This window comes from Polaromonas sp. P1_G4, from assembly GCF_056405475.1.
In genome coordinates this window covers 1-17,475 of record NZ_JBFUCA010000020.1, presented here as the reverse complement: position 1 = coordinate 17,475, position 17,475 = coordinate 1, and the positions used below count along the sequence as shown (strand labels likewise).

Here is a 17,475-nt window from a genome sequence, read left to right as displayed (position 1 = left end):
CAGTACACCAATGCACAGGAACATCGCGCCCGACACAAAGCCGTGGGCGATCATCTGCACGATGCCGCCGGAAACGCCCAGGTCGTTGAAGATGAAAAAACCCAGGGTGACAAAGCCCATGTGGGCCACTGACGAATAAGCCACCAGCTTCTTCATGTCCTGCTGCACCAGCGCCACCAGGCCGACGTAGATCACGGCAATCAGCGACAGTGCAATCATGAGCCAGGCCCATTCATGCGCGGCATCCGGAGCGATAGGCATCGAGAACCGCAGAAAACCGTATGCGCCCAGCTTCAGCATGATGGCGGCCAGCACAGCCGAACCACCGGTGGGAGCTTCAACGTGCACGTCAGGCAGCCAGGTGTGGACCGGCCACATGGGCACCTTGACGGCAAACGCCGCGAAGAAGGCAAAGAACAGCAATGTCTGCACCGTGCTGCCCAGCGGCAGCTTGTGCCAGGTCAGGATGTCGAAGCTGCCGCCCGACTTGTTGTACAGGAAGATCAGCGCCACCAACATCAGCAGGGAGCCGAGCAAGGTGTACAGGAAGAACTTGAAGGCCGCGTAGATCTTGTTGGGGCCGCCCCAGATGCCGATGATCAGGTACATCGGGATCAGCGTGGCCTCGAAGAACACGTAAAACAGAATGCCGTCAAGTGCCGAAAACACGCCGATCATGAGCCCGCTCAGGATCAGGAAAGAAGCCATGTACTGGTTCACGCGTGTGGTGATGGCTTCCCAGCTGGCGATGATGACCACCACATTGATAAAGGCCGTCAAGAGCACAAACCACAGCGATATGCCGTCAACACCTACGTGGTAGTTGACATTAAACCGCTGGATCCAGCTGCCCTTTTCGACAAACTGCATCGCCGACGAGTCCAGCTGAAAACCGCTGTACAAGGGCAGCGTCACCAGGAAACTGACGACCGCGCCTATCAGTGCGACCCAGCGGACGCTGCGCGCCTGCTCGTCACGGCCCAGCGCCAGCAGAACCACACCGAAAACAATCGGCGTCCAGATCGCAAGACTCAACAAACCCATTCTTGTTCTTCCTTGATTTTGTTGAACTGATCAGCGATTGAGCCAGACGAAATACGTCATCAACACAAACACGCCAATGATCATGCCGAAGGCATAGTGATAGATGTAGCCGGACTGCAGCCGGCGAACCATGCCGGAGACCCAGCCGATCACCTTCCACGAACCGTTGACCAGCGCACCGTCGATCAGCTTCTGGTCGCCACCCTTCCAGAGCGCGGTGCCGAGAGCGCGCGTGCCGCGGGCCAGCACGTTTTCGTTGAACCAGTCGAAGTAGTACTTGTTTTCGAGCAACGTGAAGATGGGCATGAACATGCGCTTGATCGCGGCCGGCAAGGCGGGGTTAATCATGTACATATACCAGGCCAGCACCGAGCCCCCGAGAGCCAGCCAGAACGGTGGCGCCATCAGGCCGTGCAAAGCCATCTGCCATGGGCCGTGGAACAGATGCTTAAGCTCTTCCATGGCGTGATGTTTCTCGAGGTCCACGAAGATGGCGTCCTTGAAGAAATCGCCGTACAGCATGGGCTGTATCGTCATGAAACCGATGACCACCGACGGAATCGCCAGCAGGATCAGCGGCACCGTCACCACCCACGGGGATTCGTGCGGCTCGTGGTGTTCGTCATGATGGCCATGGTCGTCGTGACCGTGGTGGTGCGCGTCGGGATTCTGGTCATGGCGTTCCTTGCCGTGGAACACCAGGAAATACAGCCGGAAGGAATAGAAGGCCGTCACGAAGACACCTGCCAGCACCGCGAAGTAGGCAAAGCCAGCGCCTGCCAGGTGGCTCTCATGCACGGCTTCAATGATGCTGTCCTTGGAGTAAAAACCCGCGAACAACGGCGTGCCGATCAAGGCCAGCGTACCCAGCAACGAAGTGATCCAGGTGATGGGCATGTACTTGCGTACGCCGCCCATCCAGCGAATGTCCTGGTTATGGTGCATGCCGATGATGACCGAGCCCGCGGCCAGGAACAGCAGCGCCTTGAAGAAGGCGTGCGTCATCAGGTGGAACACCGCGACAGAATAGGCCGAGGCGCCCAGCGCCACCGTCATGTAACCCAGCTGCGAAAGTGTGGAATACGCGACCACACGCTTGATGTCGTTCTGGATGATGCCGAGAAAGCCCATGAACAGCGCCGTAATGGCACCTATCACCATGATGAAGCTGAGCGCGGTATCGCTGAGCTCAAACAGCGGTGACATGCGCGCCACCATGAAGATGCCGGCCGTCACCATGGTTGCTGCGTGAATCAGCGCGGAGATCGGGGTTGGGCCTTCCATGGAATCCGGCAACCAGACGTGCAAAGGGAATTGCGCTGACTTGCCCATGGCGCCAATGAAGAGGCAGATGCAAATCACGGTTACCAGCATCCAGCCGGTGCCCGGGAAGCTCAGCTTGGAAAGCTCGCCGGCCTTGGCAAAGGCCTCGCCGTAGTTCAGTGTGCCGGCATAGGCAGCGATCAGGCCGATGCCAAGGATGAAACCGAAATCGCCCACGCGGTTGACCAGGAAGGCCTTCATGTTTGCAAAGATGGCGGTCGGCTTGTTGAACCAGAAGCCGATCAGCAGATAGGACACCAGACCCACGGCCTCCCAGCCGAAGAACAGCTGAAGCATGTTGTTGCTCATCACCAGCATCAGCATGGAAAAGGTGAACAGCGAGATGTAGGCGAAGAAGCGGTTGTAGCCCTCGTCTTCTTCCATGTAGCCTATGGTGTAGATGTGCACCATGAGCGACACAAAGGTCACCACGCACATCATCATGGCTGTGAGGCCGTCGACCAGGAAACCGATTTCCATTTTCAGGCCACCGACGCTCATCCAGGTGTAGAGCGTCTCGTTGAAGCGCGCGCCGTCAATCGCCACGCTCTTGAGCGTCATGGCCGAAATGATGAAAGCCACCAGCACCCCGAGGATGGTGAGGGTGTGCGACAGGCGCCGGCCTATCCAGTTGCCGCCGAAAGAGGTGCCGAGAATACCGGCCGCCAAGGCGCCGGCCAGCGGCGCCAGCGGGACGGCCAGCAGAGTTGAAGCGTTGAGGGTGGATGCCATATCAGTTTTTCTTCGTCAAGCAAGTTGCGCTGGCAAACAAGGAAGCCATGCCAGGGCCGCCACGGAACCGGCTCTGCCGGGCCGTCAGCGGCGCCCCCTTGAGGGGGAGGCGGCCGGAGGCCGCTTCGGGGGGGAGCGTCATCTTTAGCCCTGGAGCGTGTTGAGTTCGTCGACGTTGATGCTGGACTTGTTGCGGAACAGCAGCACCAGGATGGCCAGGCCTATGGCCGATTCGGCCGCAGCGACGGTCAGGATGAAGAACACAAATACCTGGCCGGCCATGTCATTCAGGTAGTACGAGAAGGCCACAAAATTCATGTTGACCGCCAGCAGCATGAGCTCGATGGCCATGAGCAGCACGATCAGGTTCTTGCGGTTCAGGAAGATGCCGATGACCGACAGCGCGAACAGCATCGCGCCCAGCGAAAGAAAATGTCCCAGTGTGAGCGTCATGGCTTCTTTTCCTCGGCAGGTACTGCAGCCGGAATGACAGCTGGTGCGGCCACAACGGATTTCATCTTGACCAGGCTTACACGGTCAGCGCGCTTGACCCGTATCTGTTCTGAAGGGTTCTGGTATTTGGAGTCCTTGCGTGCACGCAAGGTCAGCGCGATGGCCGCAATGATGGCCACCAGCAGAATCACCGCGGCAACTTCCAGCGGATAGAGGTATTCGGAGTACAGCAGTTTGCCGAGCTCCTTGGTATTGGAGATCTGCGCGCCTATCTGGCCCGCGGCGGTCGCGGCCTTGGGTGGCTCACGAAAACCGCCCATCAGCACGTAAGACATTTCCAGCGCGATGATGGCGCCCACTGACCCGGCCAGCGGGAAGTGCTTCCAGAAGCCCTTGCGGACACTGTCAATATTGATGTCCAGCATCATCACGACGAACAGGAAGAGCACCATCACAGCACCCACATAAACCAGCACCAGCGTAATGGCCAGGAACTCGGCCTTGAGCAGAATCCAGACGGCGGATGCCTGGAAGAATGCCAGCACGAGGTATAGCGCCGCATGCACGGGGTTACGGGCGGTAATCACCTTGAATGCTGCAAACAGCAGCACCGCGGCAAAAACATAAAAAAGACCTGTTTTAGCGTCCATGTTGTTGTGGATTCTTTCTTGAGCCAGCGGCTTGGGATTCAGCGGTACTTGGCGTCTGCCGCGCGGTTGGCGGCAATTTCGGATTCATACCGGTCACCCACGGCCAGCAGCATCTCTTTGGTGAAATACAGGTCGCCGCGCTTCTCGCCGTGGTATTCAAAGATGTGGGTCTCAACGATGGAATCGACCGGGCAACTTTCTTCGCAGAAACCGCAGAAGATGCATTTGGTGAGGTCGATGTCGTAGCGCGAGGTGCGACGGCTGCCGTCTTCACGCACGTCGGACTCAATGGTGATAGCCATCGCAGGACACACCGCTTCGCAGAGCTTGCAGGCGATACAGCGCTCTTCGCCGTTTTCATAGCGGCGCAACGCATGCAGGCCGCGAAAACGCGGGCTCAGCGGAGTTTTCTCTTCGGGAAACTGAACCGTGATCTTGCGGCTGAACATGTACTTGCCGGTCAGGGCCATGCCCTTGAACAGCTCGGTGAGCATGAAGCTCGACGCAAAGTCTTTGATGGAAGCGACGGCGGACATAAATCAGATTCCTGCAGAAGTAAGGCGTAGGCGTACACAAGGGCTCTTCAAGCCAGCAGGGGCCGCGGAACCGGCTTTGCCGGGCCGCAGGCGCAGCGCCCCCTCGGGGGGCAGCGCATTACACGAAGTCGAAGACGCGGTGAAAAGCGTGGGGGCCATAGTCACTTCCAGATGTTGTAAGGCGTCTGCATCCAGGCGCCAACGACCACCAGCCAGACCAGGGTCACGGGGATAAAAATCTTCCAACCCAAACGCATGATCTGGTCATAACGAAAGCGCGGGAAGGTGGCGCGCACCCACAGGAACATGGTGACCACCACAAAGGTCTTGGCACCCAGCCAGATCCAGCCCGGAATGAAGCTCAGGGCTTCAACAGGCGGCAACCAACCGCCCAGGAATAGCAGCACGGCCAGGATGGCGACCAGCCACATGTTCGCGTATTCAGCGAGGAAGAACATCGCGAAAGCCATGCCCGAGTACTCGACCATATGGCCAGCCACGATTTCGGACTCGCCTTCGACGACGTCGAAGGGGTGGCGGTTGGTCTCAGCCAGGCCGGAGATGAAGTACACGACAAAAATCGGCAACAGTGGCAGCCAGTTCCAGGACAGGAAAGTCCATCCGTTGCTTGCCAGCATGCCCTTGCCCTGGCTCATCACGATGTCAGTCATGTTGAGGCTGCCGGACACCATGAGCACCACCACCAGGCAGAAGCCCATGGCGATTTCATAGCTGACCATTTGCGCCGAAGCGCGCATGGCGCCGAGGAAGGCGTACTTGGAGTTCGAAGCCCAGCCCGCGATGATCACGCCATAGACTTCCAGCGAGGTGATGGCCATCAGGAACAGCAGGCCGGCGTTGATGTTGGCCAGCGCGATCTCGGGCCCGAAGGGAATCACGGCCCAGGCGGCCAGGGCCGGCATGATGGTCATGATGGGGCCGAGCACGAACAGGCCCTTGCTGGCCGCCGTGGGGATGATGATTTCCTTGGTCAGCAGCTTGAGCGCATCGGCGATTGGCTGCAGCAGGCCGAAAGGCCCGACGCGGTTAGGGCCGAGGCGAATCTGCGTGAAGCCGATGGCCTTGCGTTCCCACAAGGTCAGGTAAGCCACGAGGCCCATCAGCGGCAACAGGACACAGACGATCTTGATGAGCGTCCACAGCACAGGCCATACCGTGGCCGGCCAGATGCCGCCCATCAAACCCTGGCCAAACGCGAAGATTCCATCAATCATGCCGTCACTCCTTCGAGCCTGGCTTCGACGCCGGCGGCCTGGCGGGCATCCGCCGTCAGCTGCAGCGATGTGGCGCGCCTGACCAGCCCGTCGAGCTGGTAAATGCTGGCCACCGCAGGCACCTGGACGATAGCGGCCGACAGGTCGATAGCGGCCTGGGTGCTGTTGCCGAGCTTGTCCGCGGGAAGCTGCGCCGCATCGGCACCCGCGACCTGCTTGAGCACGTCCTGCGCGGATTCAAAATCAAAGCCGGGCAAGCCCAGCACGTTGGCGAGCACGCGCAGCACCTTCCAGGCCGGACGGGTATCGCCCAGCGGCTTGACGACGGCGTGAAAGCTTTGCACGCGGCCCTCGGCGTTCACAAAGGTGCCGGGTGTTTCGGTGAAAGGCGCAATCGGCAGCAGCACATCGCTGAAGCCCATGTTGGCCTTGAAGGGGCTCAGCGTCACGACCATCTGTGCGGCGTTGAGCGAAGACTTGGCGCTGGCGCCGGCAGCCGAGTCAAACTCGGGTTCGTTGTTGAGCAGGATCACGGCCTTGAGCTGGCCGCCCAGCATCTGACCGGCATTCAGGCCCTTGCCGGCAGGCAAGGCGCCGGCCAGTTGGGCACCCACGGTATTGGCGGCTTCCGTGAGGTAGCCCACGGTGGCGCCGGTCTGCTCGCCGATCCAGTTGGCGAGCGCCAGCAGGCTGGAGGCCTTGGTGTGATGCGCCGCGGCATTGCCCAGCAGGATGGCCTTGCGCTCGCCGCCCAGCAGGGATTTGGCGATCGCCTTGGCGGCGTCGGTAGCCTGGCCGGCGGCGGGCGCGGTAACGCCCTTGTCAGCGGCAATCGCGGCAGCCACATCGGCCAGGGCCTGGGTCCAGGCTTCGGGCGCTGCCAGCAGCCTATTGGCGACAGGCATGGCCCAGGCGTCGGCGTTTGCCAGTTCGGCGGTGGAATTGACGGTGCTCAGCGCCCCGCCCTTGCGAACGGCCTGGCGTATGCGCTGCGCGAACAACGGGTGGTCCTTGCGCAGATTGGAGCCGACCACCAGCACGCGCTGCAGCTGCGACAGCGAGGCAACGGAGGTACCCAGCCAGCGGATGGCCGAAGGTGCGGTGAACTCGGCGTTGCGCAGCCGGTAGTCGATGTTCTCGCTGCCCAGGCCGCGCATCAGGGAGGCGGCCAGGTAGAGCTCTTCGAGCGTGCTGTGCGGGCTGGCCAGGGTGCCGATGCTGCTGGCACCGTGGTCGGCCTTGATCTGCTTGAGGCCGTTGGCCACGTATTCGAGCGCGGTCTGCCAGTCGACAGCCTTCCATTCGCCGCCCTGCTTGAGCATGGGGCTGGTCAGGCGTTCGTCGCCGTTGAGGGCTTCATACGAGAAGCGGTCGCGGTCGGCGATCCAGCATTCGTTCACGTCTTCGTTCTCCAGGGGGACGACGCGCATGACCTTGTTGTTCTTGACCTGGACAATCAGGTTGGCGCCGGTCGAGTCGTGCGGGCTGACCGACTTGCGGCGCGACAGTTCCCACGTGCGGGCGCTGTAGCGGAAAGGCTTGCTGGTCAGCGCGCCCACCGGGCAGATGTCAATCATGTTGCCGGACAGCTCGGAGTCCACCGACATGCCGACGAAGGTTTCGATTTCGGCGTGTTCGCCGCGATGCGACATGCCGAGTTCCATCACGCCGGCCACTTCCTGGCCGAAGCGCACGCAGCGCGTGCAATGGATGCAGCGGCTCATTTCCTGCATGGAAATCAGCGGGCCCACGTCCTTGTGGAAGACGACGCGCTTTTCTTCCTCGTAGCGCGATTCGCTGCCGCCGTAACCGACGGCCAGGTCCTGCAGCTGGCATTCGCCGCCCTGGTCACAGATCGGGCAGTCCAGCGGGTGGTTGATCAGCAGGAACTCCATCACACCCTTCTGGGCCTTGATGGCTTTGTCGTTCTTGGTACGCACGATCATGCCCTGAGTGACGGGCGTAGCGCAGGCCGGCATGGGCTTGGGCGCCTTCTCCACGTCGACCAGGCACATGCGGCAGTTGGCGGCAATGCTCAGCTTCTTGTGATAGCAGAAGTGCGGAATGTAAGTGCCGGCCTTTTCGGCCGCATGCATCACCGTGCTGCCTTCAAGCACTTCCACCTTCTGGCCGTCGAGTTCTATTTCAACCATATTTTTTTCTTTCCGCAATTCAGGCTTGCGCGGTAGCCGAAACCGGAGTGTGGGAGACTTGTGGCTTGATCATGGCTTCAAACTCATGGCGGAAGTGTTTGATCATGGCGCGCACCGGCATGGCCGCGGCATCGCCGAGCGCGCAGATGGTGCGGCCCTGGATGTTGTCGGCCACCGAGTTGAGCAGGTCCATGTCGGTCTGCTTTCCGTGGCCGTTGTGGATACGGTCCACGACGCGCCAGAGCCAGCCCGTACCTTCGCGGCAAGGCGTGCATTGCCCGCAGGACTCATGCATGTAGAAGTAGGACAGGCGCTTGAGCGACTCGACCATGCAACGGCTGTCGTCCATGACGATCACCGCGCCCGAACCCAGCATGGAGCCGGCCTTGGCGATGGAGTCGTAGTCCATGGTGCAGTCCATCATGATGGAAGCCGGCAGCACGGGCGCCGAAGACCCGCCGGGAATCACGGCCTTGAGCGTACGGCCCTTGCGCACGCCGCCTGCGAGTTCCAGCAGCCTGGAGAACGGCGTGCCCATGGGCACTTCATAGTTGCCGGGCAGCTCGACGTCGCCGGACACCGAATAAATCTTGGTGCCGCCGTTGTTGGGCTTGCCGCATTCGAGGTAGGCCTGGCCGCCGTTGCGGATGATCCAGGGCACGGCCGCGAAGGTCTCGGTGTTGTTGATGGTGGTGGGCTTGCCGTAGAGGCCGAAGCTGGCCGGGAACGGCGGCTTGAAGCGCGGCTGGCCTTTTTTGCCCTCGAGCGACTCGAGCAGCGCGGTTTCTTCGCCGCAGATGTAGGCGCCGAAACCATGCGAGGCATGGAGCTGGAAGCTGTAACCGCTGCCGAAAATGTTGTCGCCCAGCAGGCCGGCAGCGCGTGCTTCTTCCAGCGCTTCTTCAAAGCGCTGGTAGGTCGCGAAGATTTCGCCGTGGATGTAGTTGTAACCCACGCTGATGCCCATGGCGTAGGCGGCGATCGCCATGCCCTCGATCACGCTGTGCGGGTTGTACTGCATGATGTCGCGGTCTTTGCAGGTACCCGGCTCGCCTTCGTCCRAATTGCAGACCAGGTATTTCTGGCCCGGGAACTGACGCGGCATGAAGCTCCACTTGAGCCCGGTCGGGAAACCCGCGCCGCCGCGGCCGCGCAAGCTGCCGGCCTTGACTTCAGCGATGACCTGGTCGGGCGTCATGCCCTCGCCGCCATCCTGCTTGAGGATTTTGCGCAGCGCCTGGTAGCCGCCGCGCGCTTCGTAGTCCTTGAGCCGCCAGTTGCTGCCGTCGAGGTCAGCCAGGATTTGCGGATTGATGTGCCGGCCGTGGAAGCAGGTCTGCACGCCAGTAGCCGAGAACTGCGACAGCACGCTCTGCGCGGCCGCGCTGTTGGGTGTCAGGGGTGCGAGCGTCATGGTTGCTTTGCCTCGGCGGATTGAAGGCCTTCGATGAGCTGGTCCAGCTTCTCGTTGCTCATGAAGCTGCACATGGTGAGATCGTTGACGAGCATCACCGGCGAATCCGCGCAGGCGCCCAGGCATTCAGACTGCTGCAGCGTGAAAAGACCGTCGGCGCTGGTCTCGCCCATGACGATGCCCAGCTTGTGCTCCAGGTGCTTGAGCGCCTTGGCGCCGTCGCGCAGCTGGCAAGGCAGGTTGGTGCAGACGTTGAGTTTGTACTTGCCAACGGGGCGCTGGTTGTACATGTTGTAGAAGGTGGTGACTTCGTGCACGGCAATCGGCGCCATGCCGAGGTATTCGGCCACGACCTTCTCGCTTTCGGCGCTGACGTAGCCGTGCTCTTCCTGCAGGATGGTCAGGCAAGCCATGACGGCCGACTGTTTCTGGTCCGCGGGGTATTTGGCGACTTCGCGGTCGAAGCGCGCTCTGGTTTGTTCAGAAATCATATGATCTTCGATCCGCAACTAGCGTTTGCCTATGCCCATTTGTTCCAGCGTTTGTGCCGCGGCCCTGCGCCCAGATGCCTCGCCAATCGCACGACCCTGAAGCAAGATACCTTGCATCTGTTGCGGTTGACGAGCGAGCATTTTCTGGGCTAACGGAGTGGCATAAAAAGCGGATAACGCCTCCATTTCTTCTATGGAGTAGTCTTTTGCCAAAATACCCGTTACCACATCGGTATAGAGCTGTTTTGTTTCGGTGGACTTGAATTCACGAAGAAAATTCGCCGAGAATTTCGAGATAAATTCTTTTTTTAGCGGTTCGGGCGCATTGGTTGATTTCAGCATTTGGGTCAACATGGGCTCAAACAATGGGATCATCTGGTCGGCCATGGTGTCATACATCTTGTCGAATCCGGTCTGGGCCATCAGGCGAACGGCAAGCACGCGACGCTTCTCCATCTCCGCCGCGGAAACTGTTTGCGCGTGTGCCGCCTGCAGTCCGAGCAGAAAAAAACAGAGCAGCAGCGAACGGGATAACCGATTCATCGGTCAATCTCTCCAAACACAATATCCATGGTGCCGATCACAGCAACGGCATCGGCGATCATGTGGCCGCGCGACATTTCGTCCATAGCCGCGAGATGCGGAAAACCCGGCGGGCGGATCTTCAAGCGATAGGGCTTGTTGGCACCGTCGCTGACGATGTAGATGCCGAACTCGCCCTTGGGGTGCTCGACCGCCGCATAGGCTTCACCTTCGGGCACGTGAAAACCTTCGGTGAAGAGCTTGAAGTGGTGAATCAGCTCTTCCATGTTGGACTTCATGGATTCGCGGTCGGGTGCGGCAACCTYGTGGTTGCTGGTGATCACGGGGCCGGGGTTGACGCGCAACCAGTCAATGCACTGCTTGATGATGCGGTTGGACTGGCGCATCTCTTCGATGCGGACCAGGTAACGGTCATAGCAGTCGCCGGTTTTGCCGACCGGGATGTCGAAGTCCATCTTGTCATAGACGTCGTAGGGCTGTTGCTTGCGCAGGTCCCAGGCGAAACCCGAACCGCGGAGCATGGGGCCGGTAAAGCCGAGGTTGAGGGCTCGCTCAGGCGACACAACGCCGACACCCACGGTGCGCTGCTTCCAGATGCGGTTGTCGGTCAGCAGGGTTTCGTACTCATCGACATAAGCCGGGAATTTGTTGCTGAAGTCCTCGATGAAGTCGAGCAACGAACCCTGGCGGTTCTCATTGAGCGCTGCGATGGCCTTGGCGTTCTTGACCTTGCTGACGCGGTACTGCGGCATGCTGTCGGGCAGGTCGCGGTAGACGCCGCCCGGGCGGAAGTAGGCCGCATGCATGCGCGCGCCGGACACGGCTTCGTACATGTCGAACAACGCCTCGCGCTCGCGGAAGCAGTAAATCAGGATGTTCATCGCGCCGCAGTCGAAACCGTGCGCACCCAGCCATAGCAGGTGGTTGAGCAGGCGCGTGATTTCGGCGTACATCACGCGGATGTACTGCGCGCGCACCGGCACGTCGACGCCGAGCAGCTTCTCGATGGCCAGACAGTAGGCGTGCTCGTTGGACATCATCGAGACGTAGTCCAGCCTGTCCATGTAGGGCAGCGACTGGATGTAAGTCTTGCTTTCGGCGAGCTTTTCAGTGRCACGGTGTAGCAGGCCAATGTGTGGGTCGGCGCGCTGGATCACTTCGCCGTCGAGCTCGAGCACCAAGCGCAACACACCGTGCGCTGCGGGATGCTGTGGCCCAAAGTTGAGCGTGTAATTTTTGATTTCAGCCATGGGGTATCTTCTGTCGACGCTGCTTACTGCAGGCCGCCGTAGTTGTCTTCACGGATCACACGCGGAGTGATCTCACGCGGCTCAATGGTGACCGGCTGGTAAATCACGCGCTTTTGCTCAGGGTCGTAGCGCATCTCCACATGGCCCGAGGTCGGGAAATCCTTGCGGAAAGGATGGCCGATGAAACCGTAATCGGTCAGGATTCGACGCAGGTCATTGTGGCCTTCAAAGATGATGCCGTAGAGATCGAAGGCTTCGCGCTCGAACCAGTTGGCCGAGTTCCAGATGCCATTGAGCGAATCCACCACGGGGAAATCGTCGTCGGGGCAGAACACCTTGAGGCGAACGCGCTGGTTGAGGCTGACGGACAGCAGATGCGACGCCACGCAGTAGCGCRGGCCGTCGTACTGACCGTCCTTGTATTCGGAATAGTCGACACCACACAGATCGATGAGCTGCTCGAAGCGGCAACCTGGCGCATCGCGCAGCAGGGTTGCGGCCGCGAGGTAATCGGCGGCGGCGACCGTGAGGGTGATTTCACCCAGAGCGGTCTTCAGGCTTTTGACCTTGTCGCCGAGCACCGCATGAATCGTTTCGGCGAGTTGTTCCATGGACACAGGAGAAGAGGACATGCTTTATGCCCTCGCAATCGTGTTGGTGCGACGAATTTTCTGCTGTAGCTGGATGATGCCGTACATCAGCGCTTCGGCCGTGGGCGGGCAGCCGGGCACGTAGACGTCCACCGGCACGATGCGGTCGCAGCCGCGAACCACGGAATAGCTGTAGTGGTAATAGCCGCCGCCGTTGGCGCACGAGCCCATGGACAACACCCAGCGCGGCTCCGACATCTGGTCGTACACCTTGCGCAAGGCCGGGCCCATCTTGTTGCACAGCGTGCCGGCCACAATCATCAGGTCGGACTGGCGCGGGCTGGGACGGAACAACATGCCGAAGCGATCCAGGTCGTAACGCGCCGCGCCCGCATGCATCATTTCGACGGCGCAGCAGGCCAGGCCGAACGTCATGGGCCAAAGCGAACCCGTCTTGGCCCAATTCACCACCGAGTCGTAACTCGTGGTCATGAAGCCTTCGTTGAAAACACCTTCAAGTGACATACCCGTACMTTTGTGGCGTGACCCGCCTAGAGAACCCTCGGGATTCTTAGCTTCTTATTCCCAGTCCAGCGCACCCTTTTTCCACTCGTAAACAAAGCCCACGACCAGAATGCCCAGGAAAATCATGACGGACCAGAAACCGACAGGGCCGATTTCCCTGAGCGCCACGGCCCAGGGAAAAAGAAACGCGATTTCGAGGTCAAAAAGGATGAAGAGGATGGCGACCAGGTAGTAGCGCACATCGAATTTCATGCGGGCATCTTCGAAAGCCTCGAAGCCGCATTCGTAAGGGGAATTTTTTTCGCTGTCGGGACGCACGGGGCCCAACAAACGCCCCAGGACCTGAGGCACCACACCGACACCCACACCAACCAGAATAAACAAAAGAACAGGAAGGTATTGATCGAGGTTCATCGTGGATTCAACTTCTGAAAAGCCACTTGCGCGGTTTGCTTCAGCTTGCCGTTTGAGCCGACAACATTGCCGGAGCACTGCTGCCGATGCATGTCAATCTGGTGCGGACGGCGAGACTCGAACTCGCACACCTTTCGGCACTACCCCCTCAAGATAGCGTGTCTACCAATTTCACCACGTCCGCGGTATTTAACTGCCTGGATGGCATGAGGAACCTTGCGGTTTTTGGCTTTCCAGACAGTCTTAGAGTTTACCCCGAAATATTGCTGCTCCCGACTGCGGGCAACAGCAAAATCTCGTTATTTCGTCGGGATTTGCGCAGCACCGGACGCGGCAGGCGCAGGCGGGACAGGAACTGCCGTGCCAGTACTTGCAGGCGCAGAKGTTCCCGGAATCTGGGCCGCACCGGAAGCTGCAGCAGCCGGCGCCGGAGCGCTCACGGCGGCCCCCTCCAGGACGCTGGAGCTTGTGCGCGCAGGAGCATTGCCAAAGTAAGCAAGCAGCAAGGTGCAGGCAAAAAACAACGCGGCGAGAACGCCGGTAGTGCGTGACAGGAAATTAGCACTGCCGCTGGCGCCAAAAAGGCTGCCCGAACCGCCACTGCCAAACGCCGCGCCCATGTCTGCGCCCTTGCCGTGTTGCACCAGGATCAGGCCAATCATGCCGAGCGCCGAAAGCATCTGCACAGCGAGGACAATGGTTAATACAACGTTCATATCTACTCCTAAATTAATAGCGTTCTGCGCCTGTCAGTTGCGGGCTGCAGCAATAATTGTCAAAAAATCGGGGGCTTTGAGCGACGCACCGCCAATCAGGCCACCGTCGATATCGGGCTGGRCCAGCAGCGTTGCCGCGTTGGCCGCGTTCATGCTGCCGCCATACAGAATTTTCACGCGGGCAAACTGATCTGTAGCCGCCTTCAATTGGTTGCGCAGCACCAGGTGCACAGCCTGCGCCTCTTGCGGAGTCGCTGTCTTGCCGGTACCAATCGCCCATACCGGTTCGTAGGCCACCACGATTTCGCTGATGCAGTGGCCATTGGTGTGGATCACCGCCGCGAGCTGCCGCTTCACGACTTCTTCGGTATGGCCTGCCTCACGCTCGGCCAGCGTTTCGCCAACACAAACGATGGGGGTAACACCGCAGGCCAGTGCAGATTTTGCCTTGTCGGCGACCGTCGCATCAGTCTCGCCGTGATGCTGGCGCCGCTCCGAGTGACCAACGATAGYGAAACGGCAACCAAACTCCTTGAGCATGGCGGCACTGACTTCACCCGTATAGGCGCCACTGGCATGAACGGACACATCCTGTGCGCCCAGTTCAATGGCAGACAGGCCGGGTTTAGCAGCCCGCAATAGCTGAATCTGTGCCAGGTAAGGCGCAGGAACACAAACCGCCACCTCACATGCCGGAGGATTGGCCAGCCCACTCGCCAGGGCATCCAGCAAGGCTGCGTTGGCCTCCAGGCCGCCGTTCATCTTCCAGTTACCAGCAATAAGCTTCTTCATGGTGTCGGTGACCAGGTTAAGACGATTTTGCCGACATGCTGGTTGGACTCCATCAATGCATGCGCCTTGGCCGCATCAGCCGCCGCAAACGTGCTGTGAATCACCGGCTTGACAGCACCGCTCGCAAGCAGTGGCCACACCTTATTCCTCAATGCATTCGCAATGGCGCTTTTGAACTCGACAGATCGCGCACGCAAGGTTGAACCGGTGACGGTCAAGCGCTTGCGCAACACCAATCCCGCATTGATCTCGGACTTGACCCCGCCCTGTATCGCAATGATGACCAGACGGCCGTCCTCGGCCATGCAGTCAACTTCTCGCGCAACATAACCACCGGCAACCATATCAAGAATGACGTCGACGCCCTTCCCGTTGGTCAGCTTTTTTGCCTCTTCGGCAAAGTCACTGGTCTTGTAGTTGATGGCATGGTCCGCGCCCAAAGCCACACAGGCAGCGCATTTTTCGTCGCTGCCGGCCGTTACCAGCACCGTGGCCCCCAAGGCCTTGGCAATCTGGATGGCCGTAACGCCGATACCGCTGGAGCCGCCCTGGATCAGCAAGGTTTCACCCGGCTGCAGGTAAGCGCGCTCAAACACATTGCTCCAGACGGTGAAAAAAGTCTCGGGCAAAGATGCCGCCTCGATGTCGCTCAGCCCTGAAGGCACCGGCAGGCACTGCCCAATCGGAGCAACACACAACTCGGCATAGCCACCACCCGCGACCAACGCGCAGACACGGTCACCGATTTTGAGGCCGGCTACGGCCATGGCCACGGCATCGCCGGACACGATCACACCCGCGACTTCAAGCCCGGGAATGTCGGACGCCCCGGGCGGTACCGGGTAGTGACCCATGCGCTGAAGAACATCAGGGCGGTTGACGCCACTGGCGCTCACGCGAATCACTACCTCGCCAGAACCTTCGATGGGCGCCGGGCGATCAGCCAGGCGCAACACCTCAGGCTTGCCGTAGGAGGTAATTTCAACAACTTTCATGGCGTATCAAGGTCATTTGAGTCGCCAGCCCTCTGTACAAGAGCGCAAGCAGCTACAAAATCAATAGCAGTATTGATCAGCCCCGGTCTTGGTCCTGGGCCGGACGGTCGAGCAAAGCCTTCATCGACAGCTTGACACGGCCCTTCTCGTCGGTCTCCAGAACCTTGACCTTGACGATCTGGCCTTCGCTCAGGTAGTCGGTGACCTTCTCGACGCGCTCGTGGGCGATCTGGCTGATGTGCAGCAGGCCGTCCTTGCCGGGCAGCAGGTTGATCAGGGCGCCGAAGTCCAGGATCTTGGTGACCGGGCCTTCGTACACCTTGCCGATTTCGACCTCAGCGGTGATCTCGGCGATGCGGCGCTTGGCCTCGTCGGCCTTGGCGCTGTCATTCGACGCGATGGTGATAGTGCCGTCTTCCTCGATGTTGATCTGCGTGCCGGTTTCTTCGGTCAGCGCGCGGATGACGGCGCCGCCCTTGCCGATCACGTCGCGGATCTTCTCTGGGTTGATCTTCATGACGTAGAGACGCGGCGCGAAGTCGGACACTTCAGCCTTGGCTTCGCCCATGGCTTCCTGCATCTTGCCCAGGATGTGCATGCGGGCTTCCTTGGCCTGGGCCAGCGCGACCTGCATGATTTCCTTGGTGATGCCCTGGATCTTGATGTCCATCTGCAGCGCGGTGATACCGAAGGTGGTACCCGCAACCTTGAAATCCATGTCGCCCAGGTGATCTTCATCACCCAGGATGTCGGTCAGCACGGCAAAACGGTTGTCTTCCTTGATCAGGCCCATGGCGATACCGGCCACGTGGGCTTTCATCGGCACACCGGCATCCATCAGCGACAGGCAGCCGCCGCAGACCGAAGCCATGGACGAAGAGCCGTTGGACTCGGTGATCTCAGACACCACGCGCATGGTGTACGGAAACTCTTCCTTCGACGGCAGCACGGCGATCAGCGCGCGCTTGGCCAGACGGCCGTGACCGATTTCGCGGCGCTTTGGCGAGYCGACACGGCCGGTTTCACCGGTGGCGAACGGAGGCATGTTGTAATGCAGCATGAAGCGGTCTTCGTAGTCGCCCGACAACGCGTCGATACGCTGCGCATCGCGCTCAGTGCCCAGCGTGGTCACGACCAGCGCCTGGGTTTCGCCGCGCGTGAACAGGGCCGAGCCGTGGGTGCGGGGCAGCACGCTGTTGCGGATTTCAATCGCACGAACGGTGCGCGTGTCGCGGCCGTCGATGCGGGGTTCGCCGGCCAGGATCTGGCTACGCACGATCTTGGCTTCGATGTCGAACAGCATGCCTTCAACGGCCACGCCGTCGAATTCCACGCCGTCGGCCTTGAGCGCGGCCATAACGTCGGAGGTCACCACGCGGCAGGCTTGCGTACGGGCTTGCTTGGCGCGGATCTGGTAAGCGGCTTGCAGCTTGGCACCGGCGAGTTCGTTGACCTTGGCGATCAGCGGCTCGTTCTTGGCGGGTGCTTTCCAATCCCAGACCGGCTTGCCGGCGTCGCGTACGAGTTCATGGATCGCGTTGATGGCGATGTTGCCCTGCTCATGGCCGAACACCACGGCGCCGAGCATGATCTCTTCGGACAGTTGCTGGGCTTCGGAC

Annotated in this window: 18 protein-coding genes and 1 tRNA gene; all 19 read right to left on the bottom strand. The window is 60.2% G+C overall.

What is annotated here, in order from left to right; translation table 11 throughout:
• Positions 1-1,044 (bottom strand): NADH-quinone oxidoreductase subunit M (locus tag AC1D1X_RS02125; RefSeq protein ID WP_477697760.1); only part of this gene is annotated, 1,044 nt, incomplete at its 3' end.
• Positions 1,045-1,074: 30 nt separating this feature from the next.
• A complete protein-coding gene (nuoL, locus tag AC1D1X_RS02120) occupies positions 1,075-3,099 on the bottom strand; it encodes an NADH-quinone oxidoreductase subunit L (protein WP_477671600.1) in 2,025 nt (674 codons plus the stop codon).
• A gap of 144 nt (positions 3,100-3,243) precedes the next feature.
• On the bottom strand, positions 3,244-3,552 hold the full coding sequence (gene nuoK, locus AC1D1X_RS02115; RefSeq protein WP_007864437.1) for an NADH-quinone oxidoreductase subunit NuoK: 309 nt from the start codon (positions 3,550-3,552) through the stop codon (positions 3,244-3,246).
• On the bottom strand, positions 3,549-4,202 hold the full coding sequence (locus AC1D1X_RS02110; protein WP_477671599.1) for an NADH-quinone oxidoreductase subunit J: 654 nt from the start codon (positions 4,200-4,202) through the stop codon (positions 3,549-3,551). Before AC1D1X_RS02110 ends, nuoK begins: the two co-directional genes overlap by 4 nt.
• Before the next feature lie 38 nt (positions 4,203-4,240).
• Positions 4,241-4,738: an NADH-quinone oxidoreductase subunit NuoI gene (gene nuoI / locus AC1D1X_RS02105; RefSeq protein ID WP_436155269.1), complete on the bottom strand. Its 498-nt coding sequence runs from the start codon at positions 4,736-4,738 to the stop codon at positions 4,241-4,243.
• A gap of 161 nt (positions 4,739-4,899) precedes the next feature.
• Positions 4,900-5,973, bottom strand: a complete 1,074-nt coding sequence (gene nuoH / locus AC1D1X_RS02100) for an NADH-quinone oxidoreductase subunit NuoH (RefSeq protein ID WP_477671598.1) — start codon at positions 5,971-5,973, stop codon at positions 4,900-4,902.
• A complete protein-coding gene (gene nuoG / locus AC1D1X_RS02095; RefSeq protein ID WP_477671597.1) occupies positions 5,970-8,126 on the bottom strand; it encodes an NADH-quinone oxidoreductase subunit NuoG in 2,157 nt (718 codons plus the stop codon). The genes nuoH and nuoG overlap by 4 nt, the downstream gene beginning before the upstream one ends.
• Before the next feature lie 19 nt (positions 8,127-8,145).
• The gene (gene nuoF / locus AC1D1X_RS02090) at positions 8,146-9,540 is read right to left on the bottom strand and encodes an NADH-quinone oxidoreductase subunit NuoF (protein ID WP_477697759.1); all 1,395 of its coding nucleotides are present in this window, start codon (positions 9,538-9,540) and stop codon (positions 8,146-8,148) included.
• Positions 9,537-10,031, bottom strand: coding sequence for an NADH-quinone oxidoreductase subunit NuoE (gene nuoE / locus AC1D1X_RS02085; RefSeq protein WP_477671595.1), 495 nt, complete (start codon positions 10,029-10,031; stop codon positions 9,537-9,539). Before nuoE ends, nuoF begins: the two co-directional genes overlap by 4 nt.
• An 18-nt stretch (positions 10,032-10,049) precedes the next feature.
• On the bottom strand, positions 10,050-10,574 hold the full coding sequence (locus tag AC1D1X_RS02080; protein WP_477671594.1) for a DUF2059 domain-containing protein: 525 nt from the start codon (positions 10,572-10,574) through the stop codon (positions 10,050-10,052).
• Positions 10,571-11,824 (bottom strand): NADH-quinone oxidoreductase subunit D, encoded by a 1,254-nt coding sequence (locus AC1D1X_RS02075; protein ID WP_477697758.1) that lies wholly within the window; start codon positions 11,822-11,824, stop codon positions 10,571-10,573. The genes AC1D1X_RS02080 and AC1D1X_RS02075 overlap by 4 nt, the downstream gene beginning before the upstream one ends.
• A 23-nt stretch (positions 11,825-11,847) precedes the next feature.
• Positions 11,848-12,456, bottom strand: coding sequence for an NADH-quinone oxidoreductase subunit C (locus AC1D1X_RS02070; RefSeq protein ID WP_477697757.1), 609 nt, complete (start codon positions 12,454-12,456; stop codon positions 11,848-11,850).
• A 3-nt stretch (positions 12,457-12,459) separates the two neighbouring features.
• Entirely contained in the window at positions 12,460-12,939 is a 480-nt protein-coding gene (locus tag AC1D1X_RS02065; protein ID WP_007864469.1) for a NuoB/complex I 20 kDa subunit family protein, read from the bottom strand.
• 54 nt (positions 12,940-12,993) lie between these two features.
• Positions 12,994-13,353 carry an NADH-quinone oxidoreductase subunit A gene (locus AC1D1X_RS02060; protein WP_477671591.1) on the bottom strand — a complete coding sequence of 120 codons (360 nt, stop codon included), beginning with the start codon at positions 13,351-13,353 and terminating at the stop codon, positions 12,994-12,996.
• Positions 13,354-13,452: 99 nt separating this feature from the next.
• Positions 13,453-13,537, bottom strand: a tRNA-Leu gene (locus tag AC1D1X_RS02055).
• A 115-nt stretch (positions 13,538-13,652) separates the two neighbouring features.
• Positions 13,653-14,069: a preprotein translocase subunit SecG gene (gene secG / locus AC1D1X_RS02050; RefSeq protein ID WP_477671590.1), complete on the bottom strand. Its 417-nt coding sequence runs from the start codon at positions 14,067-14,069 to the stop codon at positions 13,653-13,655.
• 33 nt (positions 14,070-14,102) lie between these two features.
• Positions 14,103-14,861, bottom strand: a complete 759-nt coding sequence (tpiA, locus tag AC1D1X_RS02045; RefSeq protein WP_477697756.1) for a triose-phosphate isomerase — start codon at positions 14,859-14,861, stop codon at positions 14,103-14,105.
• The gene (locus AC1D1X_RS02040) at positions 14,858-15,856 is read right to left on the bottom strand and encodes an NAD(P)H-quinone oxidoreductase (RefSeq protein WP_477671588.1); all 999 of its coding nucleotides are present in this window, start codon (positions 15,854-15,856) and stop codon (positions 14,858-14,860) included. The genes tpiA and AC1D1X_RS02040 overlap by 4 nt, the downstream gene beginning before the upstream one ends.
• A gap of 76 nt (positions 15,857-15,932) precedes the next feature.
• On the bottom strand, positions 15,933-17,475 hold a 1,543-nt coding region (gene pnp, locus AC1D1X_RS02035), incomplete at its 5' end, for a polyribonucleotide nucleotidyltransferase (RefSeq protein ID WP_477697755.1).